Annotated in this window: 18 protein-coding genes and 1 pseudogene; 12 read left to right on the top strand and 7 right to left on the bottom strand. The window is 74.3% G+C overall.

The window, feature by feature from the left end; translation table 11 throughout:
- Nucleotides 1–255 precede the first annotated feature (255 nt).
- The 4 genes from ACQP00_RS29965 to ACQP00_RS29950 all read left to right on the top strand — a co-directional run bounded on the left by ACQP00_RS29965 (nt 256) and on the right by ACQP00_RS29950 (nt 6570).
- Entirely contained in the window at nt 256–816 is a 561-nt protein-coding gene (locus ACQP00_RS29965) for a DUF6892 domain-containing protein (protein ID WP_433201107.1), read from the top strand.
- Between the two features lie 18 nt (nt 817–834).
- Nucleotides 835–1290, top strand: coding sequence for a MarR family winged helix-turn-helix transcriptional regulator (locus ACQP00_RS29960; protein ID WP_433201104.1), 456 nt, complete (start codon nt 835–837; stop codon nt 1288–1290).
- A complete protein-coding gene (locus ACQP00_RS29955; RefSeq protein ID WP_433201101.1) occupies nt 1287–2555 on the top strand; it encodes an MFS transporter in 1269 nt (422 codons plus the stop codon). Before ACQP00_RS29960 ends, ACQP00_RS29955 begins: the two co-directional genes overlap by 4 nt.
- A 286-nt stretch (nt 2556–2841) precedes the next feature.
- Nucleotides 2842–6570, top strand: a complete 3729-nt coding sequence (locus ACQP00_RS29950) for a BTAD domain-containing putative transcriptional regulator (RefSeq protein WP_433201098.1) — start codon at nt 2842–2844, stop codon at nt 6568–6570.
- Here ACQP00_RS29950 and ACQP00_RS29945 read toward each other — a convergent pair.
- A complete protein-coding gene (locus ACQP00_RS29945; protein WP_433201095.1) occupies nt 6561–6878 on the bottom strand; it encodes a hypothetical protein in 318 nt (105 codons plus the stop codon). The two genes, ACQP00_RS29950 and ACQP00_RS29945, sit on opposite strands and share 10 nt — an antisense overlap.
- A gap of 91 nt (nt 6879–6969) precedes the next feature.
- On the bottom strand, nt 6970–7575 hold the full coding sequence (locus ACQP00_RS29940) for a CPBP family glutamic-type intramembrane protease (protein WP_433201092.1): 606 nt from the start codon (nt 7573–7575) through the stop codon (nt 6970–6972).
- 32 nt (nt 7576–7607) lie between these two features.
- On the opposite strand from ACQP00_RS29940, the gene ACQP00_RS29935 reads away from it, so the two are divergent.
- Nucleotides 7608–8282 carry a helix-turn-helix domain-containing protein gene (locus ACQP00_RS29935; RefSeq protein ID WP_433201089.1) on the top strand — a complete coding sequence of 225 codons (675 nt, stop codon included), beginning with the start codon at nt 7608–7610 and terminating at the stop codon, nt 8280–8282.
- A gap of 28 nt (nt 8283–8310) precedes the next feature.
- Nucleotides 8311–9204 carry an SDR family oxidoreductase gene (locus ACQP00_RS29930; protein WP_433201086.1) on the top strand — a complete coding sequence of 298 codons (894 nt, stop codon included), beginning with the start codon at nt 8311–8313 and terminating at the stop codon, nt 9202–9204.
- Here the strand turns inward: ACQP00_RS29930 and ACQP00_RS29925 are convergent.
- Nucleotides 9194–10447: a hypothetical protein gene (locus tag ACQP00_RS29925; protein ID WP_433201083.1), complete on the bottom strand. Its 1254-nt coding sequence runs from the start codon at nt 10445–10447 to the stop codon at nt 9194–9196. The two genes, ACQP00_RS29930 and ACQP00_RS29925, sit on opposite strands and share 11 nt — an antisense overlap.
- On the bottom strand, nt 10444–12591 hold the full coding sequence (locus ACQP00_RS29920; protein WP_433201080.1) for a CHAT domain-containing protein: 2148 nt from the start codon (nt 12589–12591) through the stop codon (nt 10444–10446). The genes ACQP00_RS29925 and ACQP00_RS29920 overlap by 4 nt, the downstream gene beginning before the upstream one ends.
- A 24-nt stretch (nt 12592–12615) precedes the next feature.
- Here ACQP00_RS29920 and ACQP00_RS29915 point away from each other — a divergent pair, with 24 nt between their 5' ends.
- A complete protein-coding gene (locus ACQP00_RS29915) occupies nt 12616–13407 on the top strand; it encodes a hypothetical protein (protein ID WP_433201077.1) in 792 nt (263 codons plus the stop codon).
- Between the two features lies 1 nt (nt 13408).
- On the opposite strand, the gene ACQP00_RS29910 is transcribed toward ACQP00_RS29915, so the two are convergent.
- Nucleotides 13409–14434, bottom strand: a complete 1026-nt coding sequence (locus ACQP00_RS29910) for a DUF4034 domain-containing protein (RefSeq protein WP_433201074.1) — start codon at nt 14432–14434, stop codon at nt 13409–13411.
- Between the two features lie 536 nt (nt 14435–14970).
- On the opposite strand from ACQP00_RS29910, the gene ACQP00_RS29905 reads away from it, so the two are divergent.
- The gene (locus ACQP00_RS29905) at nt 14971–15771 is read left to right on the top strand and encodes an LPXTG cell wall anchor domain-containing protein (protein ID WP_433201071.1); all 801 of its coding nucleotides are present in this window, start codon (nt 14971–14973) and stop codon (nt 15769–15771) included.
- A 37-nt stretch (nt 15772–15808) separates the two neighbouring features.
- Here the strand turns inward: ACQP00_RS29905 and ACQP00_RS29900 are convergent, their stop codons facing one another.
- Nucleotides 15809–16306, bottom strand: coding sequence for a hypothetical protein (locus tag ACQP00_RS29900; protein WP_433201068.1), 498 nt, complete (start codon nt 16304–16306; stop codon nt 15809–15811).
- A 411-nt stretch (nt 16307–16717) separates the two neighbouring features.
- On the opposite strand from ACQP00_RS29900, the pseudogene ACQP00_RS29895 reads away from it, so the two are divergent.
- From ACQP00_RS29895 to ACQP00_RS29880, 4 genes and pseudogenes are all read left to right on the top strand, one after another.
- Nucleotides 16718–16933, top strand: a pseudogene (locus ACQP00_RS29895) (ArsR/SmtB family transcription factor); the annotation flags it as partial.
- A 24-nt stretch (nt 16934–16957) separates the two neighbouring features.
- Nucleotides 16958–17665, top strand: a complete 708-nt coding sequence (locus tag ACQP00_RS29890; protein ID WP_433201065.1) for an aquaporin — start codon at nt 16958–16960, stop codon at nt 17663–17665.
- Complete coding sequence (locus ACQP00_RS29885) at nt 17662–18066, top strand: arsenate reductase ArsC (RefSeq protein ID WP_433201062.1); 405 nt, start codon at nt 17662–17664, stop codon at nt 18064–18066. Before ACQP00_RS29890 ends, ACQP00_RS29885 begins: the two co-directional genes overlap by 4 nt.
- Before the next feature lie 337 nt (nt 18067–18403).
- Nucleotides 18404–19012: a calcium-binding protein gene (locus tag ACQP00_RS29880; RefSeq protein ID WP_433201059.1), complete on the top strand. Its 609-nt coding sequence runs from the start codon at nt 18404–18406 to the stop codon at nt 19010–19012.
- A gap of 176 nt (nt 19013–19188) precedes the next feature.
- On the opposite strand, the gene ACQP00_RS29875 is transcribed toward ACQP00_RS29880, so the two are convergent.
- Nucleotides 19189–20130, bottom strand: coding sequence for a helix-turn-helix domain-containing protein (locus ACQP00_RS29875; protein WP_433201056.1), 942 nt, complete (start codon nt 20128–20130; stop codon nt 19189–19191).
- Between the last annotated feature and the right edge of the window lie 70 nt (nt 20131–20200).

Below are 20200 nucleotides of genomic sequence, written 5' to 3'. Positions count from 1 at the left end.
GGGGGCGTCCTCGCCGCGTGCCGTGCGCACCGGGTCACCCGGCCGGCGCGCGAGTCTCCGCGCCGATGAGCGCCCCGGCCGGAAGGGGGGACGGACGGATGGATCCCGGCCGGAGCGCCCATCGGGGCGTACGACCCACCCCGCCAGGGAGGCGGCGTAGCGATCGATGGGCCGCACGCTGAGAGCTCGCTACCCCGCCACGCCGGCGGTCAACCAAACGATATTGACGGATCTTGACGGCGGTACCGTCGCGGCATGAACGACCAGGTGATCTTTCCGGACCGCGGGCTGCACGTCGGCGTGCTCGGCGCCCTGCTCGACCGGGGCCTGATCAGCCGCGCCGAGATCGTGGCCGGCTTCGACACGCTGACCGGCACCGGCCAGCAGCGGCTCACGGCCGCGCTCGACGGGCTGCACGCGCGGGCGCTCCCGGCCGGTGCGGTCGCCGCGATCGAGCGCCTCGACTTCGACGGCGGCAACTCGGTCTACATGGCCATCGAGGGCGAGCTCGACTACGACACCGGCGGCGAGACCGACGACCACAACGTGGGCTCCCTCGCCGGCCTGGGCGCGCTGGCCGCCCTGCGCGACCTGAGCCTGGAGGGCCACGGCTACCGCACCCACGTCCTCGACCTCGCCCCGCTCACCGGCTGTTCCCGCATTTCCCGGTTGTACCTCACGGGCTCCTGCTCCTCCGCGCAAGTCCTCGAGGCGCTGCCCAACCTGCGCGAGTTGAACGTGCGCTATGCGCGCCTCGACGACCCGGCCGTGCCCGAGCGCCTCCGGTCCCGCGGCGTACTTGTCTATGCGAAATAGCTATGTAACATAGGTAGCATGAAGCACGAGGAGGTCCGGCTCCTGCTGGAGCGGCTCGGCGCGCTGTGGCGCCGGCAGCGGCGCGAGCGCGTCCCGGTGGCCGGGCTGTCCCAGTCCGCGGTGCGCCTGCTCGCCGCGGTCAACCGCCTCGGCGGCGCGACCCGGCCCGCCCGGCCCACCCAGCCCGCCCGCCTCGCCGACGAGACGCAGATGACGAGCTCGAACGTCGCCGCCACGCTGCGCGAACTGGAGGCGGCCGGCCTGGTGGCCCGCGACCGCGACGAGTCCGACGCCCGCCGGGTCAACGTCAGCCTCACGCCCGCCGGCGCCGACCTGGTCGCCCGGAACCGCGGCCTGCGCGAGGCCTGGCTCGCCGCCGCCATCGACGACCTGCTCACCGAGCGCGAACAGCGAGTCCTGGCCGAGGCGAGCGACCTGCTGGGCCGCCTCGCCGCGTACGAGCCACCCCGATGAGACGCGCCACCGCCGCCCTGCGGGTGCGCAACTACCGCCTGTACTTCATCGGCCAGTCGATCTCGTCGGCCGGCACCTTCATGCAGACCCTGGCCCTGGCGTTCCTCGTCCTGCACCTCACCGGCAGCGGCACCGCCGTCGGCGTGACGGCCGCCGCCCGCTTCCTGCCCTTCGTCCTGCTCGGCCCCCTCGGCGGCGTCATCGCGGACCGGGGGAACAAACGCCGCATCCTGTACGTCACGCAGTCCGCCTCCGGCCTCGGCGCCCTGGTCTTCGGGGTGCTGGCCTGGACGGGCACGGCGACGTACCCCCTCGTCGTGGTGTTGTCGCTGGTCATCGGCGCCCTGGCGGTGCTCGACAACCCGGCCCGGCAGAGCCTGATCGCCGACCTCGTCCCGCGCGAAACCCTGGCCAACGCGGTCGTGCTGAACTCGGTCTCGCTCAACGTCGCCCGGATCGCCGGCTCGGTCCTGGGCGGGACGCTGGTCGCGCTGGTCGGCGTACCGGCGTGCTTCCTCATCAACGCCGCCTCGTTCGGCGCCGTCCTGGTCAGCCTGGCCCGGATGCGCCCCGACCCTTCGCTGCCGCCGCCGGTCCGCGCCCCACGGGCTCGCGGCCAGGTGCGCGAGGGCCTGCGCTACGCGGCGCGCACCCCCGAACTCCTGCTGCCGCTGATCATGCTGACGGTGACCGGCATCCTCGCGTACGAGTTCCCGACCACGCTGCCCCTCCTGGCCACGGACGCCTTCCACGGCACCGCCGCGACGTACGGCCTGATGGCCGCAGTCATGGCCGGTGGCGCGGTGGTGGGCGGGCTGGTCGCGGCGGCCCGCTCGACCCCACGGCGGCCGGCGGCGCTGAGCATCGCGGCTATCGGCTGGGGCGTTGCGATCCTGGCGGCGGGGGTCGCTCCGAACCTGCCGCTCTGCCTGGGGGCGCTGGCCGTTGTCGGGTACGGCAGCATCACGTTCAACGCGACGGCCAAGACGGCGCTGCAGCTGGCGGCTCGTCCCGAGATGCGGGGGCGGGTGATGGCTTTGTGGGCGCTGGCGTGGACCGGGAGCACGGTGCTCGGCGGGCCGCTGGTGGGGTGGATCGCTGAGACGTTCGGGAGCCGGTGGGGCCTGATCGCGGGCGGCGCTCCGACGATTGCCATCGGGCTCGCGCTCCTGCCCGCCCTGCGTCGCACCGGGGGTGGAGGTGGCGGCCCGGCCGATGCGCCCGCTGCTGAGACCGTTTCCCTCACCGCGACCGGGACCAGGTGAGCCGCTGACATGACCGTGGCAGCTTCGCCGTCAGCGCGGCGGCGGTTAGGCGGCGGCGTGCAGCGATGGCGACGCGGTGGTGCGGCGGCGGCGGTGGTGCGGCGGTGGTGCTGTGGTCCGCGGCCGTTGAGCGCGGATCGCTTTCGGAAAAATGTCGTAGGTGGGTGGTACGACTGTGGGGCGACGGAGGACCGGCGGTGATTCCTGGATAGCCGGATCGAGGATGAGCGGCCCGGTCTGACGCGCGGAGAGTGATGTTGGGGAAGGGAGGCCGTATCGTCGCAGGGTGCGTGTGGCGGTGCTGGGGCCGGTGGAGGTCGTCGACGACGGCGTGCTGGCCGATGCCGGGCCGCGCAAGCAGCGGGCCATTCTCGCGGCGCTCGCGTTGCACCGGCCGCAGGCGGTCGGGGTGGATTCGCTCGTCGAGCTGGTCTGGGCCGACGCGCCGCCGCCGGCGCCGTTGAGTTCGCTGCACGGGTACGTGGCCGGGCTCCGGCGGGTGCTCGAACCGGACCGTGCCGCGCGCGGGCGGGCGTCGGTGCTGGTGACCGTCGCACCGGGGTACGCGTTGCGGCTCGCGGACGACGACGTCGACGCCGCTCGGTTCGCGGGCGTGGTCGGGGACGTGCATCGGCGGCTCGCCGGTGGGGACACGCTGCCGGCGGTGCCTGCGGGCGTCGACGCCGGCGGACTCGCCGGGCGGCTCCAGGAGGCGCTGGCACTGTGGCGGGGCGAGCCGTACCAGGAGCTGGAGGACGCTCCAGCGGCCGTGGCGGAACGGGCGCGGCTGGCTGAGCTGCGGCTGCTGGCCGTCGAGGATCTGGCGTTGCTGCGCCTGGACCTCGGCGAGCAGGCCACGGTCGCCGCCGAGCTGACCGCGGTCGCCGGGCGGCATCCGCTGCGGGAACGGACGTGGGCGCTGCTGGCACTGGCCCTGGCCCGGGCCGGGCGGCAGGCCGACGCCCTCGAGGCGCTGCGGGCTGTCCGGCGCACGCTCGCCGACGAGCTCGGCGTGGACCCCGGGCCGGCACTCCGCGCGGCTGAGCAGGCGGTGCTGCATCAGACGTCTTCGGTCGTCCGCGCGCCGTCCGCCGAGATACCGCCGCCGTCCGTCGATCCCGGCGTCGACTTCGCCGTCGACTTCGATGACGAGGCGGCCGCTGTCGCCGCCGCGTCACCGTCCATCGTTCCGGCCGTCACCGTCGCGCCGCCATCCTCCGTCCCGGCCGTCACCGTCGCGCCGCCGTCCAGCGTTCCGGCCGCCGCCGCTGTGCCGCCATCCGCCGTCCCCGTCGCGCCGCCGTCCAGCGTTCCGGCCGCCGCCGCTGCGCCGCCGTCCGCCGTCTCCGCCGTCACCGTCGCGTCGTCGTCCGTCGTTTCGGCCGCCGCGGTCGCCGGTGACGTGGGCACGAGCGGCGTGGAGGCGGTGGCTCGGCTGGAGCGGCGGGATCCGGGTAGTTGGCCGCTGGTCGGGCGGGACGGTCAGCTCTCGACGCTGCGGGAGATGCTGGCTCAAGCGGAGCGTGGGCGGACGCGGTTTGCGCTTGTCACCGGGGAGCCGGGAGTCGGGAAGTCGCGGCTCGTCGAGGAGTTGGCGCGCCATGCTCGCGACGGAGGGTTCACGGTGCTGGTCGGGGCCTGCTCGCCCGATGCGGGAGCGCCGCCGTTCTGGCCGTGGAGCCTTACCCTTGCCGGGCTTGGCGAAGGCAACGGCAACCGCGAAGGCAATGGTAACGGCAACCGCGAAGGCAACGGTAACGGCAACCGCGAGGGCAACGGCAAAGGCAACAGCAACCGCGATGGCAACGGCGAAGGCAACGGCAACGGCGAACCGCTGTCCGAGGTTGGGCTGGGCGGGTCGGTCGAGGCTGAGCGGTTTCGGATCAGTGATGGCATCGCGCGGCGGTTGGCGGCTGCGGCTGGGCGGGCGCCGGTACTGGTGGTGCTCGACGATCTGCACTGGGGGGATCCGTCGTCGCTGCGGTTGTTGGGGCATCTTGCCGATCGGCTCGCTGATGCTCGGATCGCCATTGTCGGGACTCGGCGGGCGCGGCCCGCGCCGGGTGGGTTGCTTGCCGATGCGGGGGAGCGGCTTGCGCGGCGGCATGCGGTGCGGGTTGACCTGGCCGGGCTTGATGTTGATGGGGTTGGGGAGCTTGTGCGCGCCGTCACCGGGGAGGTGATGGGGGGCGAGCGGGTGCGGGCGCTGCAGGAGCGTACCGATGGGAATCCGTTCTTTTTGGCTGAACTGTTGCGCGAGGACGAGCCTGGCGGCATTCCGCCCGCGATCAGCGATGTCATCGCCAGGAGGGTTGGGCGGCTGCCGGAGGTGACGCGTGAGCTGCTGCGCACCGCGGCCGTGGTGGGGCGGTCGTTCGCGCTCGGGGTGCTCGCGGCGGCCACCGCGTCCGACGTCGATGGGGTGCTCGATGCGCTGGAGCCGGCGCTCGACGCGGGGGTGGTGCTCGGGGAGGACGACGGTGAGCGGTTCCGGTTCGGGCATGCGCTCGTGCGGGACGTCGTGTACGCCGATCAGCCGGCCGCCCGCCGCGTTCGCCGGCATGCTGCCGTGGCCGCGGCGCTCGAGGGGGGCGGGGCCGATCGGGTGATCGAGGTCGCGCGGCACTGGCTTGCGGCGGGGCCGTCCCGCGCCGGCGTTGCGTGGCGGGCGGCGGAGCTGGCGGCGGGCGAGGCGCATCGGCGGCACGGGTACGAGGAGGCGGCCGGGCTGCTGCTCGACGCGCGGGCCGCGCAGGCCCGGGATGCGGCGGCGACGGCGGTGGAACGGTACGAGCTGCTCATGGCCCACGCGGCGGCCTGCCGGCGGATCGGGGACCGGCCGGGGCAGCTGGGGGCGATCGACCGGGCCTGTGCGGCGGCGGCCGAGCTCGGGGACGTGGAGCGGCTGGCGCGGGCGGCGGTCGGTACGCCGGACGGGTCGGTGTGGACGCTGCGCGAACACGGGATCGTGCACGAGCCGATCGTGGCGGCGCTGCGGCGGTGCCTGCGGGAGCTGCCGGCCGGCGACGGGGAGCTGCGGTGCCGGGCGTTGCTGGCGCTCGGGGCGGAGCTGTACTACGCCGGTACCCCGCGCGAGCGCGACGCCCTCGCCGGCGAAGGGCTGGCCATGGCCCGGCGGCTCGGCGACCCGGCGCTGTTCGCGTGGGCGGTGGCGGCCGCGGCGGTGGCGATCTGGACCTCCGCCAACGCCGAGCGGCGGCTGGCCTTGATCGACGAGGCGCTGACCGGCGGGGAGGCGATCGATCCGGCGCTGCGGGCGCACCTGCTCACGTACCGGATGATCGCCCTCATGGAGGCCGGCCGGGTGCCGCAGCTGCGCGAAGCCGTCGCCGCGGCCCGCGCGGAGGCCGAACGGCTGCGGCTGCCCTATCCGCTCGTGGCCATCAACGGTCTCGAAACGCCGCTGCGGGCGATGGAGGGGCGCGCCGCCGAGGCCGAAGAGCTGCTGGGCGAGTCGCACGCCCTCGCGTCCCGGACGTCGCTGCCCGCGCAGGACTTCTCGTTCATCGCGCCGATCTTCGTGCGGTTGTGGGAGGACCGGGTGGGGGACTTCGCGCCGCTGCTGCGCGAGGTGTACGCGTCCGGGCCGGTCTTCGCCACCGGGTTCTACCTGCTCGTGCTGCTGCACGGCGGCGGGCGGGCGGACGACGTCGCGGGGGTGCTGGACCGGCCCGGGTACGCGGTGCCCGACCCGCACACCTGGTCGGCGTCCTTCGACCTGTCCGTCGCGGCGCACGCGGCGTTCGTGGCGCGGCGGCCGCGGATCGCGGCGGAGGCGTACGCGCGGCTGGCGCCGCTGGCCGGGCACCTCGCCTCCGCCGGGTCGGGGGCCGTCATCGGGCCGGTCGACATGTACCTCGCGCTGGCGGCGGCCGCGACCGGCGAGCAGGCCCTCGCCAACCGGCACGCCGACGACGCGGTCGCGCTGCTCGGGCGGTGGGAGCTGCCGGCCGTCGCCGCCTGGTTCGCGCGGGTCCGGACGTTTCAGGCGTAGCGGAACGCCACGCGCTCCCGCCGGGTGAACGGGCCGCGCAGCATCGCCCGCCAGATCCAGCGCAGCGGCGGCGGGGCCGGAAGGCTTCGCACGGCCGGCGCCGGCAGCTCGTGCAGCACCCAGGCGAACAGCGCCCAGCGCCGTTCGAGGGCCCGCCACACCTCCCGGTCGGCGACCGGCGTGCGGGCCACGGCGGCGGCGAACCGGTCGAGGTCGCGCCGGAACGCCCAGTGCATCGTGAACATCCCGATTAGGTCGTTGGGCCCCTCGGCCGTGGCCGCCTGCCCGGGCAGGGTGATCTGTGCCATCGTCGCGCCTCCCGCACTCCGCGCCGCGGCGGCCTGTCCGCCTGGCCCGGGCAGCGTCGCGCCGCCCGCTTGGCCGCCACTGGGATTCCGCTCAGATCAGCGCGGCGGCGAGCAGGAGCAGGTTGACCAGGACGTGGCTGAGCACGGCGGCGGGCAGCCCGTTCGGCCGGCGGGCGGCCACGGCCAACGGGAGCGCGAAAACGGCCACGGTCAGCCACGTCCAGGGCTGCCAGAGGTGGTACAGCGCGAAAAGCCCCGCATTCGCCGCCGGCGCGCCACGCGCGGGCAGGCGGGGCAGGAGGTGCCCGCGGAAGTACCGTTCCTCGGCGATCGGCCCGACCACCACGAAGCAGACGATCCACCCGACGACGGTGAGGACATCGTCGCCCGGCGAGAGCTGCCACCACGACGGGCGGTCCACGGCCGGCTCCAGCCACTGCACCAGCCCCGGCAGCAGCAGCGCGGCAGCGAACGTCGGCAGCAGCAGGCGCCACGAAACCCGGAACGACCACGGCACCGAGCGGGCCAGGTACAGCTCCACCGGCGCGAGGACCAGCAGTACCGCGGCGAACATGCCCCAGACCGGCGGGAGCCCGGCCGCGTGCAGCGGCGGGGCGAGGGCGGCGAAGACGGCGAACCCGGCGGCGCCCGGCAGCAGGTGCAGGGCGATCGCGCGCGGCCACGAGAGAGGTGTCATGAGACGGAACGGTGCGGCCTAGGCTTCTCGATATGACAGGCCCGGATTCGAGGAGCCGCGAGGTGCTCACGGTCGCCGACGCGGCCGCCGCGCGGATGGTGCTGCGGCCCGACCGGCGGCGGTTCCTGGAGCCGTTCGTGGCCCGGCACTGCACGCCCGGCGAGGCGGCGCGGGTGCTCGGGGTGCCGGTCGAGCAGGTGTCGTACCGCGTGCAGGCCATGCTCCGCGCCGGGCTGCTGCGCGCCGTGGAGACCCGCGCCCGCGCCGGCCGCGCGGTGACCGCCTACCGGGCCCCGGACGAGGTGCGCGCCCCGCTCATGGTGCTGCCCGACGGGGACGTGCGGGACTTCTTCCGGCTGGTCGACGAGCCGATGCGGGAGCTGTTCCTGGGCTCGCTGGCCCGGCTCGCGGGGAAGGCCGGACTGGGGGACTGGGTCGTCCGGTTGTACCGCGACGACTCCGGCCGCATCCGCCTCGACCTCGCCCCCGAGGGCGGCGACTGGGACCCGGCCGCGCTGCTCGCCCCGCAGCAGCCGGCCGTGATGTTCAACTGGGTGCCGCTGCACCTCACCGGGGCCGAGGCGAAGGAGCTGCAGGGCGAGCTGATGGCGGTCCTCGGCCGGTACGCGGGCCGGGTCCCCGCCGACGGCACCGCACCCACGCACCAGCTCGGGCTGTTCCTCACTCCAGTGGTGTCCCAGTCGTAGCCAAGACCGGCGCCGCAGGCTGGGCGGCATGACAGTTCTCGTGGTTGGGGCCACCGGCAGCATCGGCCGGGAAGTGGTGGCGGCGCTGATCGGGCGCGGCGCGGCGGTACGGGCGCTGGTGCGTTCGCCGGAGCGGGCGGCGCACCTGCCGCCGGGCGTGGAGGCGGCGATCGGGGACCTCGGCGACGCCGGCTCGGTGGCGGCCGCCCTGCGCGGGGTGCGCGCCGCGCTGTACGTGTCGCCGCACGACGCGGCCGAGGAGCGGCTCGCCGCCGTCTTCGTCAGGGCGTGCGAGGACGCGGGCGTGCGGATCGTGTTCGCCGGGGTGTACCTGCATGCCGGTACCGCTGCCGCGCGGTTCGCCCTTCGCGCCGCGATGGGACTGATGCTGCCGCATTATCGGGGCAAGCTGCGGCTGGCCCACGCGATCGGGCGGTCGCGGACGGGCCCGGTGCTGCTGTCGGTGACGAACTACTTCCAGAACGACGAGATGGTCCGCGACGACATCCTGGCCGGGAGCTATCCGCTGCCGGTGCACCGCCGCGGGGTGAACCGGATCGACCTGCGCGACGTCGCGGCGGTGGCGGCGCGGGCGCTGTGCGAGGCGGACTTTCCGGCCGGCGGGTACGCGCTGGTCGGCCCGGCGTCGATCCCCGGCGCGCGGGCGGCCGAGCTGTGGAGCGCGGCGCTGGGGCGGCCGGTGCGCTACGACGGGCCGGGCTCGGACTGGCAGGAGCGGGTCGGGCGGCACCTGACCGGCCGGAAGCGCCTCGACGTGCTGCGCTCCTACGGGATGCTGGCCAAGGTGGGCGTACCGACCTCGGCGAAGCAGGTCGCCGCGATGACCGGACTGCTGGGTCGCCCACCGCGAACCTACGAGTCCTATGTGGACGAAGCGGCGGCCCGGCTGGTCACGCGGTAGCGGAGAGCCAGGCGGTCGACTGGCCGCTGCCCTTGAGGTCCACCTCGGCCGGTTTGAAGTCGGCGCGCCGCAGGTGCCGGGGCTCGTCGTGGATGATGTCGTCGTAGACCCGCTGGGACGCGGCCACGACCAGGTCGGTGCCGAGGTCGTCGCGGAGCAGGTCGCGGGCCGGCGGGCAGTCGCGCAGCCGGCACGCCTCGACGACGGCGGCGCCCGCCCAGCCGTTGGCGGCGTCGGCGACCAGGCCGAGCTGCAGGCCGAGCCGCAGCCGGATGCGCGCCTCGGGGAGCACGAAGCGGTTCGTCTCCTTGAGTGCGATGCGCAGTTCGTGCAGCAGGTCCGGCAGGTAGCGGGGCGCATTCAGGGTCGGCGGCAGCACGGCGAGCAGGCCGTCGCCCTGCGGCTGGTTCTGCCACAGGTCGCGGCTCATCCCGGCGTGCTCGGCCGCGAGGTCCAGGGCGCGCACGAGGCGGCGCTGGGCGTCGAGGTGGCCGGCCGTGGTGCGCCGGCTGTACGACTCGATGTCGGCGGCGACGCACAGCCGCTGCGTGCCGTCGCCACCGTCCACGGTGGACATCGGCCGGGCCGCCGCCGGGGCCAGGATCGGGACGGTGAACGGGAAGGGGTCCAGGGTGCGGGTGGGGATCGGGCGGCGGAGGCGGAGCATGGGGCGTACCAGAGCGGCTTGTGGAGCCAGATCGCCGGTGAAGACCGTGGCGGCGCGGGGGAGTTGCACGACGCCGGCGACCACGAACCCACCGGCCGGCAGGGGGCCGCCGCGCGCCGCCGACAGGGTCCAGCGCATGACGTTGAAGCCCTGGCCGCTGGTACCGACGGCAATCCCGGCCGGCAGCGCCCGTCCGTCGTCGCCGGGGTCGTAGGCGACCGGGATCGCGGTGGCCGCCAGCGCGCGGATCAGCCCGCCGCCGTCCGCGCGCCGGGGCGGTTCGAGGTCGAGGACGACCGCGCCGGGGCCGGGGCGCAGGATCGCGACGGTGGCGTCGGCGAACTCGGCCGGGCCGGCGGGCAGCTCGAACGGCACGACGACCCGCACGTAGCGCCAGTCGCCGAAGTCGGTCAGCGCGCGGAACGACGGCGGGAACAGCTCCGGCCGGACCTCGCGGGCCTGGACGTGGCCGAACCGGAGCTCGCCCTCGGGCGTCGAGCGGACCGGCGACGGGCCCAGCACCTGCTCGAACGAGCGCAGCTCGGCGGTCGCGAACACCTCGGCGTCGTCGCTCACGCGGGCCTCCCGAACAGCACGAATGGCGCCCAGGCGTGATGGTAGCCGCCGGTCAGGCCGAGCTGCGCGTGTCGCCACGCCGCGGCCAGGGTCCGGCCCTCGCCGAGCCAGTGCTCGTGCAGGCGCAACACGATTTCCAGCACGGCATCCTCTCGTACCGTGCCGAGCGCCGTGATCAGCGCCTGCGGCCCGGCGGCCAGGAACGCCCGGGCGAGCCCGACGACCCCGTCGGCGCCGGCGACGCCGTGGCCGCTGCGGCACATCGCGAGGATGACCAGGCCCGCGTCGAGGCGGAGGTCGGCGGCGCGCAGCGGGCCGTCGGCCAGCTCGATGTAGCCGTCGCTGCCGTCGTCGCCGACCACGGCGTGGGTGCCGAGATAGAGCACCCCGCCCGGTGGGGACGCCTGCCGCAGGGTCGCGGCGGTCGGTCCCATCTGGACGGTGGAGTGTGGATAGTGGGCGGTGAGGTCGGGAAGGTACTCGGCGGTCAGGCGGAGGCGGCGGTCGACGAGGGCGGTGAGGTGCTTGGCCGGCGGGCGCGGTTCGGCGAGTACGGACAACGCCGGCAGGATCGCGAGGGCGTGGCGGTGCACGAGGGCGCGGCCGCCGGGGCGCAGGGCGGGGAAGGGCAGGAGCATCAGCTCGCGGTGCGGCACCACCAGCACGGCCTCGTCCGGATCGTCCGGCAGGAGCCGCCGGTCGACCGGATCCCAGAGCAGGTTCCCGAGGCGTTCCAGCAGCCCGGTCAGTGCCGCCTCGGTGGACCGGTCCGGGTGTTCGGTCTCCAGGAGGTCCCGCACGGCGACGACGTCCGGCTCCACCGCGGGGAAATCCACTGTGGACATGGTGATCGCGCCGCGGCCGTCGCCGGTCCACACCGTGAGGCGGCCGGCGGCGCGGAAGTACGCGACGAACGGGCGGTCGACGGCCTCCACAGTGGACGGGGTGACCCGCGGGGTGCGGGCCGGGCGGTGCAGCAGGTCGGCGAACGCCCGGGCGCGGCTCTGCTCGGCGGCGACCAGCGCGGCCCGCGGATCGTCCAGGGTGGACACCAGCCGCTCGTACACGGGTGTGGCGAGCTCCAGGGCGGCGATCCGCTCCGGGTCGGTGGCGAGCATGTCGCGCCAGCTCTCCAGCAGCCCCGTCGCCGGGTCGTGGCCCAGCGCCTCGACGAGGGCCGGGTAGTCGCGGGTGCGATAGGCGCCGCGCACCTTCGCGCCCGGCGTGACGACCTCGTCGGGTGCGGCCGCGTACAGCGCCGCCGCGTCGCCCGCGCGCCCGGCCGCCTCCGCCTCGGCGGCCAGGAACCGCAGCGCCGTGTGCTCGTCCGCCGTCCAGCGGGGGCGTTCGCGGTGCAGGTGGATCTGCTTCCCGTCAGCGGTGAGCCCGACCGCCTCGTCGACGGTGGACCCCAGCCGGACGAACCCGCCGCCCGGCAGCGCGGCCCGCTCCCCGTCACCCAGTGTGACCGTGCGTGCGCCGGTCCACTCGCCGCGCAGCGACGGGCGGGCGATCCGCCGCCGCAGGGCCTCCACGCGATGGGCGCGGACCCTTCCCGTGTACGGCATGACCCAACGCGACCCGTCGGCGTCCACGCGCAGCGAACCGGCGACGGTCAGCCGCCGGCGGTCCAGCGCGAACTCGAGGACCGCCTGGCCCTGGGCCGCCCGCTCCCGGCCGGCGTACACCGTCGCCGGCCCGACCGGCCCGTCCGACGTCCACCACGCGCCGGTGGGCAGCACCATGAGCGTTGCGGACTGGGCCGGATGCGCGAATCCGTCCTGCCACGGGTGCACCGTCAGCTCGAACAGCGGCTCCAGCGGCTCCCCGACGTCCGGGTACGGCGCCGGCCCGGGGACCCCGAACAGCGCCGCGGCGGCCAGCCCCGGCGGCACCTCGTCCGCCGGTCGCAGCGGCAGATCCAGCCACGTGACCCCGGCGCCGACGTGCACGCCGCGGAACGTCCCCCGATCGGGTGATAGATAACCATCCACGGCCCGTCCGCCGCCGTCGAGCTGGATCAGCCGCGAGCCGCCGTCGCCGGCCCAGGCACCGGCCAGGTCGGCGTTGTCGAAGCGTCCGGCGGCGGTACCGTCGGCGCCGAGCACGAGCAGCACCCCGCCGGGCGCGCGCAGCGCAAGCACCCGGCCTTCATATCATCGGCGGGCATGGAGCTGCGCTCGCAGGCTGACCCCGACCTCACCGTGCGTGCCGGGTTCCGGCACACCGACCGGCTCGCGGCCCGCCTGCGTGGCGCGGCCTGGCACTTCGGTCCCGACGGGCGGCTCGACGTGACCGGCGACGGGGTCGCGTTCGCCGGGCGGTACCTGGAGCGGGAACCCGGGACGCTCATGGTCTCCGCCGTCGACGAGTCCGGCACGACGCTCATGGGCCGCCTGGTCGCCGATCCGGGTGGTGCGGCGTGGACGGCCGAGGTCACCTATCACGCGTTCGGCCCGACCGGCGAGCAGACCGTCGACGTCACGCACCGCCTCGGCGTCGGGGCCGCGGCCGCGCCGGACGTCGTCGCGGCGGCGTACCGGGTGGTGCTCACCGGCCGTACCGGTGCCGCGTCGTTCGGACCGATCGAACTCGACCTTTCCCTGGACCGTGCGCCGGCGGCACTGCTCATCAGCGGCGAGAACCTGTTCCGGGTCGGCGAGCTGATGTGGATCACCGACGGCGATGAGTGCACGGTGACGGTCTCCGGCGACGAGCTGATCGGCCGCGTCGACGCCCCGGCCGGCACGGCGACCGTCACGTTCACCACGCCGTCGCAGGCTCCGCCGTCGCTGCTCGCCTTCGCCGAGCTGGCGGCGACCCCGGTGCCGGCCACGGCGGCGGTGATCCGGCTGCGGGTCACCTCGTCCGGGCTGACCGGCTCGGTGACGGCGACGGGCCGGCTGCCCTCCGGCGACCCGGTCCGCTACGAGGCCACCGTGACCGGGCGGCTGGTGTGAATCACCGGCGGCCGGCGTCTTCCCAGGCGAGGGTCGCGTCGGCCCGGATGCCGCAGAACTCGCGAACCGGGTCGTCGAACCACTCCCACGGCTCGGCGCCGCAGAAGCCGCCGATGGCGTAGAACTGGTTCATCGACTCGCGGTACCGGCCGGCCCGGTACAGCTTCGCGGCGAGCCAGTGCCGCAGGAACGGCAGCTTGACGTGCGACTGGTCGGCCGCCGCGGCGTCGGCGATGCCCGCGCTCAGCGCCCGCTGCATCCGCTCGCCGCGGTTGAACGCGGCCCGCTCGTCGTCGCCGTCCGGCCGGAACTCCTCGTGCAGCATCTGGATCCGGCTCATTGTCAGCAGCGACCCCGGCGGCGCGGCCGCGACTGCGGTCTCGACGAACTCCTCCATCAGCTCCAGCGACCCGTACCAGCGCGGCCGCCAGTAGTTCCAGGCCCGGTGCGTCGCGGTGAACGAGTGCGGCGCCCGCGCCGACAACTCACGCCACAGCATCCGGTACTCGTCGTTGGACCACTGCAACCCCAGCGCCCCGGTCTGCAGCGCGATCCACGGTGCCGGATCGGCCGGGTTGGTGTCCATGGCCGCCGCGCACACGTCGGGCACTTCGCGCAGCAGCCGGAAGAACCCCGCCCACTGCTCCTGGGTGACGTTCTTGGCCCAGTCGCTCGACCGGATCGCCCACGCCCGGTTGACCAGCGACTCCGCGTAGACGCACAACGCGTCGACGCTGCGCGGGTCGGCCGCGAGCCACCGCCGCAGCCACGCGTCGTCCTTGGCGGCGGCGTTGCCGAGCCGGGTCAGCAGCGCGAACCGGCGCTCGGACACCATCGGCACGGTCCTGAGAAACCCGGCGAGCTGGGGCCAGTTCCCGGCCGCCACGAGCGGGTCGACGACGTCGACGTCCGGCGCGGGCCCGGCGCGGTCGGCGCGCATCCGGGCCTCGGGGACGTAGCCGTACGCCGCCGGGTCGATGGTGCGGGTGTCCGTCCCGCCCCGGCCGCGCCGGTTGAACAGTCCCATGGCTCACGTCCCCGTTCCGCGGGATCCTGACTGCAGACGGGGCATCGTAGCCGGACGACGACGACGTCGGGGGGCCGGTCTTCCAGCTAGGCCGCCATCTCCGCCTTCGTCCCCAGCGCGGTCCGCCCGGCCCGCTGCGCCGCGTACTCATCTCGGGACAGTCTCCGGCGACTCACGCAGGACACCGGCGGCGTAGCGCCGCGGACCGCGATCGCTGGACCAGTGGCTGCGCGCAGTACCGCCGCTGCGCCCGCTCCTGGCCGGGGCCGCGGAAGCCGCAGCGGTCGGTGCCGTGGTACCTCGCCGTGTCGATCTGGCGAGAGCAAACCACAGATGCGGCCGGGGCACGGCGGATGCTCCCGGCGCCCGCCAACTGGCCGGCCGCCATGTCGCCACACCTCGTCCGTTCGGCCAGTGCTTGGCGGCGACGAAGACCGATGGTGGGATTTCGAGCCGGTTCGCCGGAATGGCGGGAGTTGCCGATCTGCGGTCCCGCCGATCGAATGAGCCGCCATTGTCACGTTGATGGGAGTCGCATGACCCTGCGGGGGATCGCACGAATCGCGGCGGCGACCGCTGCCGTCGTACTGTCCATCGGCGGCCTCGGCTTGCCGGCCCAGGCCGAGCAGACGCCGAGTCCCTCATTGTCGCCCGCCTGGCCGCCGGCGAATCCGGGCAACCTGTACCTCGAGGTTCCCGCCGGCGGCATCCGCGCGGCCACCGCACCGGCGCGGGGCTGCGCGGGCATCGACACCGGCGTTGCGACACCGGGCACCGACGGCTGGCTCTTCGCCCCGCCATTTGTGTGGTACGACTGGATCACGTTCTGGTTCGGCTTCGTCGACGAGCAGGAGGGCACCCTCACGGTCCTGACGATGAGCCAGGACGGGCCCACGACGTGGGCGATCGACGGCGCGGACAAGCCGGCCGTGATCGACGCGTTCGCCAAGCACGACAGCGCGCTCGTCGTGAAACTGGTTGGCGGGCACAGCGCCACGAAATGGCCGGCCGGTTGGTCCGGCTACCTCTCCGCCAAGCCGTGGATCAAGTCGCCCGCCGGGCTGCTGCTCATCGGCGGCGTCGCGTTCACCACGCCGGGGTACTTCGAGGTGAAGGACACGCCGTTCCAGCTGCTGCGGGCGTGCGCGCCGGGCACCGTGGACGCACCGCCGACGCCGACGGCCGCGCCGTCGGCGTACCCTGGCGCCGGGCCGTCTCTTCCGGTGACCGGTACGAACGTCTGGGTGCTGACCGGGGCGGGCATCGCACTGGTGGCGGCCGGGGTGGCGCTGATCGTCGCGTACCGCCGCCGCCGGAACGTCAAGTTCGTCTCCTGACCCTCTGCGGCATGAGTGGGGAGCGCCGACAGTACGCTCAGTTCCCGTTCGTCCGCGGGACGGGATGCGCCAGGACGATGTCGGCCCCCTCCTCGCCGGACGGATCCAGACTCAGCAGGTCCTCGTACAGCCCGGCCAGGACGTCGCCGCGCGGCGGCTCGCCGGGCTGGGTCGCCACCAGGGCCCACGACGGGAGGTCGGCACCGTCGTCGAGGCCGTCGCCGCCGAGGTGGTACAGCATCGCGAACACGGTGTCGAAGGCGACCGTCCGCGCGAACAGGATCAGCTCCGCCGGGTCCGCGCCGGCGTCCAGCAGCCGCCGGCCGATCCGCTTCTGGTCGGTGTCGTCCCACCAGGTGTCGATCATTTTGGGCCAGAGGGCGCTGAGGAAGCGGTACCGGGCGACCTGAGGCAGTCCTTCGCCGGCCGCCGAGTCGAGCCAGAGCTCCAGTTCGTCCCCGTCGAGCCCGAGCCGCCGGAACGCGTTCTCGAGAGCGTCGTCATCGACCGAACCACCATCTGCCGGGTTTGTCATCCGGCGATAATGGCACAGGTGACCGCCCAGGAGTCGTTCCGAGCGATGCTGCGGGACAGCATCGGCCCCGTCCTGCGCCGCGCCGGGTTCACCGGGACGGCGCCCGCCTGGCGCCTGCGGTCCGGCCTCGGCGACTTCGCGGTGGTCCAGATGCGGCGCTCGCGGTGGAACACTGCTGACGAGGTCGAGTTCTCCGTCGAATTGGCGCTGGTGCCGCGGCCGTGGTGGGACTTCTGCACCCGGTTCCTGCTCGACCGCGCGTCGCGGACGCCGCGCTCCGAGGACGGGCTCTTCGCCAAGCTCTGCCAACCGGAGCGGCGGTACGACGGCTGGCGGCTTCCGGTCCTCGGGCGCGACGGCTGGGTGGTCCGGGATGCCGCCTCGGCCGAGGTGTGCGGCGCTGTGCTGCCCGCCGACGGCGGCGAGATCTGCGTCTGCGACCTGACCCCGGCGTTCGAGCTGTCCGGCCCCACGATCTCGCACCACCTGCGTGCCCTGCGCGAGGCCGGCCTGGTCGACGCCGACCGGCGTGGCACCTGGGTCTACTACCGCGCCCGGCCCGGCCTGCTGCGTCAGCTCGCCGCGCTGCTGGCGGTCGAGCAACCGGTCATCGAGGCGGCCGGCTGACCCGCACACAGGACTTCCTGAACCGTGATCCCAGCCCTGTGGCGGCGGCTGCTCGCCGAGTTCGCCGGCACCGCACTGCTCGTCACCGCCGTCGTCGGCTCCGGCATCATGGCCACCACGCTCTCCCCGGACGACGTCGGCCTGCAGCTGCTGGAGAACTCCGTCGCCACCGCCTTCGCCCTCGGCGCGTTGATCCTCACCTTCGGCCCGGTCTCCGGCGCCCACTTCAACCCCGTCGTCTCCGCCGCGGACTGGTTCCTGGGCCGATCCCGCGGCACCGGGCTGTCCGGCCGCGACCTCGCCGCGTACATCCCGGCTCAGACCGCGGGCGCGATCGCCGGTGCGATCCTCGCCGATCTCATGTTCGGTCTGCCCGCCGTCGCGTTCTCCGGCAAGGACCGCAGCGCCGGGCACCTCTGGGTCGGCGAGGTCGTCGCCACCGCGGGCCTGCTGCTGCTCATCTTCGCCCTGGCCCGCTCCGGCCGGGCGTCGGCGGCCCCGGCCGCGGTCGGGGCGTACATCGGCGCCGCGTACTGGTTCACGTCATCCACGTCGTTCGCGAACCCGGCCGTGACGATCGGCCGCGCGTTCACCGACACCTTCGCCGGCATCGCACCCGCGTCCGTGCCCGGCTTCATCGCCGCGCAGCTCGTGGGCCTCGCGATCGGGGTCGGACTGCTGCTCGCCCTCTACCCGTCCGTCGTCCGTACCGCAGAAGGAACCAGCCGATGAGGCCCACCGTCCTGTTCGTGTGCGTGCACAACGCCGGCCGTTCCCAGATGGCCGCCGGCTGGCTGCGTCACCTCGCCGGCGACACGGTGGAGGTCCGTTCCGCCGGTTCCGAACCCGCCGACCGGATCAACCCGGTCGCGGTCGAGGCGATGCGCGAGGTCGGCATCGACATCACCGCCAACACCCCGCGCAAACTCGACTGGGACACCGCCGAGTCCTCCGACGTGCTCATCACCATGGGCTGCGGCGACGTCTGCCCGGTCTTCCCCGGCAAGCGGTACCTCGACTGGAAGCTCGACGACCCCGCCGGGCAGGGCATCGACGCGGTCCGCCCGATCCGCGACGAGATCAAGCGCCGCGTGGAGCAGCTCATCACCGAGTTGCCGCTCATCACCGGCTGACGCCGAACCGGGCCGGCGTCATGCCGCGGTGAATACGAGGTCGACGTCGACCGGGCCGCCGTCGACCATGTCGTCGCGCATCGGCCGCTCACCGATGCCGTGGTGTGCGCGCTGAACCCGGACAGCACGTCGCGGAGCTGCCGGACGCGTCCGCCCGGAATCGGGTACGCGTGACCCTGGCTTGCCGCTCAACGCGCCACGGACGGCAGGTCCCCGCGGTCTCGTACGTCCGGCCGCGTCGGGTTGCCGTCACGGCGGGTGGGTCGAAGGACACAGACCGGGCGCATGGCCGCGGGTGGAATGCAGGGCAACACCCCAAAACCAAAGGAGCCTTCCGATGCGTACTCGTACCCTCCGCCCCGTCGCGATCGTCCTCGGCGCCGTGCTGTCCCTCGCCGCCGCGCACCCGGCCGCCGCCGGTGGACCGGTGCCGATCCAGGCCACCGACTGCTTCGGCAACCCGTACTTCCCGACGGCGCCCGGCATGCCCACCATCGGCAACGTCATCTACGCCAAGCCCGGCGTAGACACGTTCGGTACCAATGGCGACGATCTCATCATCGGCACGAGCGGCCCCGACCGCATCTACGCCCTGCTCGGCGACGACGTCGTCTGCGGCGGCGACGGCAACGACCTCATCTACAGCGGCGTCCCGACCCCGGACGGCGAGTACACCGACCGCGACCACGTCGACGGCGAGAACGGCTCCGACGAGATCCACGGCGGCGCCGACCAGGACGTGCTGCGTGGCGGCGCCCTGGACGACGTGATCTGGGGCGACGACGAGAGCGACACCATCTACGGCGGCCCCGGCAACGACTACATCCTGTGCAACGGCGGCCCCGCCGACTGGGCCGACGGCGGCACCCACGTGGTCGGCGGCGCCCCGGACGTCGACGGGCCGCTGTCCGGCAACGGCTGCGAGAACCTCTACAACGTGCCCTGAGTCGAGGTGACCCGCAGGCCGTGCCGGCGTGGTGGGCGAAGTCCTCGGGCGTCGGGAACGTGGCGACGTAGCGGCCGTGCTTTTCGCCCTCCCACCGTTCGTGAGGATCACGTCGGCGCCGGCGCGGTCGCGCAGTGAACCCCCAGCATCACACGGCGGCGCGGACACGGCGCGGGTCAGCCGCGGCCGCGTTCGCGCCAGGCTCGGGGTGACTGACCGTAGGCGGCGCGGAAGACGCGGCTGAAGTGGGCCGCGCTGGCGAAGCCCCAGCGGTGGGCAATCGCGGCGACCGTCACGCCCGGCGCGGCCGTGGCGAGTTCGCGGCGGCACTGTTCGAGGCGACGGGCGCGGATCCAGTCGCCGAGCACGATGCCGTTGCGGCCGAGGACCGTGTACAGCTGGCGGACCGAGATGTGGTGTGCGGCGGCGATGCGGGCGGGGGTCAGGTCCGCCTCGGCGAGGTGGGCCTCGCACCAGGCCATGATCCGGTGGTGGAGGGTCTCGTGCAGCGGCTCGCGGACCAGCGCCTCGCCGGGGAAGTGGGCCGCGACGGCGGCGCGGATGAGTTCGATGGTCGGGGTGGCGACGCCCGGCGGTGGGCCGCCGGCGAGCTCGGCGACGAGCCCCTGCAGGTACACCGACAGCAGGCGGGTCACCGGGTTGGCCCGGTCGAGCTGCAGCGCGACCAGTTCGGCGATGACGCTGTCGGGCAGGGCCAGCTCGCGCTTCGGGATGCGGAAGTAGTGGTGGTTCACCCCGACGTGATTGACCAGGACGTACGGGTTCGTCGAGTCGTAGACGGCCAGGTCGCCGGGGTGCAGCACGGTCTCCTTGCCGGCCTGGACGATGCCGCTGGTGCCCGCGCGCTGCAGGCCGAGGAAGACGGCCGGCTCGGCGTCGTCGCGGATCAGCCTCGCCGTGCGGCGGATCTCGGTGCAGTTGGAGACGGCGGTGCACACCGACAGCGGGCCGAGCTGGTGGATGCTGAGGTCGGCGTCGACCGGGGGCTCGGGGTCGAAGCCGAGCTCGACGCGCACGAGGGAGGACCACACGGCCGTGCGCAGCACCTCGAACCGGTCCTTCGGGGCGAACGCAGCGGTGCTGAGCGTCAGCGCCATCGGCTCCTCCTTGCCTGCCCGTGCGGACCAGTGTTCCGGCCGTGCGCGCCCGGGCCCGCGGGCTCGCCCC

It is taken from the genome of Dactylosporangium sp. CS-047395 (genome assembly GCF_050942185.1).
GTDB lineage: Bacteria > Actinomycetota > Actinomycetes > Mycobacteriales > Micromonosporaceae > Dactylosporangium.
This window is presented reverse-complemented; position numbering and strand designations above follow the sequence as displayed.

Coding starts and splice junctions, on each gene's coding strand:
- ACQP00_RS29875 (WP_433201056.1), bottom strand. CDS start 20,130: ATGGCGCTGACGCTCAGCACCGCTGCGTTCGCCCCGAAGGACCGGTTC.
- ACQP00_RS29910 (WP_433201074.1), bottom strand. CDS start 14,434: ATGGGACTGTTCAACCGGCGCGGCCGGGGCGGGACGGACACCCGCACC.
- ACQP00_RS29965 (WP_433201107.1), top strand. CDS start 256: ATGAACGACCAGGTGATCTTTCCGGACCGCGGGCTGCACGTCGGCGTG.
- ACQP00_RS29905 (WP_433201071.1), top strand. CDS start 14,971: ATGACCCTGCGGGGGATCGCACGAATCGCGGCGGCGACCGCTGCCGTC.
- ACQP00_RS29955 (WP_433201101.1), top strand. CDS start 1,287: ATGAGACGCGCCACCGCCGCCCTGCGGGTGCGCAACTACCGCCTGTAC.
- ACQP00_RS29945 (WP_433201095.1), bottom strand. CDS start 6,878: ATGGCACAGATCACCCTGCCCGGGCAGGCGGCCACGGCCGAGGGGCCC.
- ACQP00_RS29935 (WP_433201089.1), top strand. CDS start 7,608: ATGACAGGCCCGGATTCGAGGAGCCGCGAGGTGCTCACGGTCGCCGAC.
- ACQP00_RS29940 (WP_433201092.1), bottom strand. CDS start 7,575: ATGACACCTCTCTCGTGGCCGCGCGCGATCGCCCTGCACCTGCTGCCG.
- ACQP00_RS29930 (WP_433201086.1), top strand. CDS start 8,311: ATGACAGTTCTCGTGGTTGGGGCCACCGGCAGCATCGGCCGGGAAGTG.
- ACQP00_RS29900 (WP_433201068.1), bottom strand. CDS start 16,306: ATGACAAACCCGGCAGATGGTGGTTCGGTCGATGACGACGCTCTCGAG.
- ACQP00_RS29880 (WP_433201059.1), top strand. CDS start 18,404: ATGCGTACTCGTACCCTCCGCCCCGTCGCGATCGTCCTCGGCGCCGTG.
- ACQP00_RS29960 (WP_433201104.1), top strand. CDS start 835: ATGAAGCACGAGGAGGTCCGGCTCCTGCTGGAGCGGCTCGGCGCGCTG.
- ACQP00_RS29915 (WP_433201077.1), top strand. CDS start 12,616: ATGGAGCTGCGCTCGCAGGCTGACCCCGACCTCACCGTGCGTGCCGGG.
- ACQP00_RS29885 (WP_433201062.1), top strand. CDS start 17,662: ATGAGGCCCACCGTCCTGTTCGTGTGCGTGCACAACGCCGGCCGTTCC.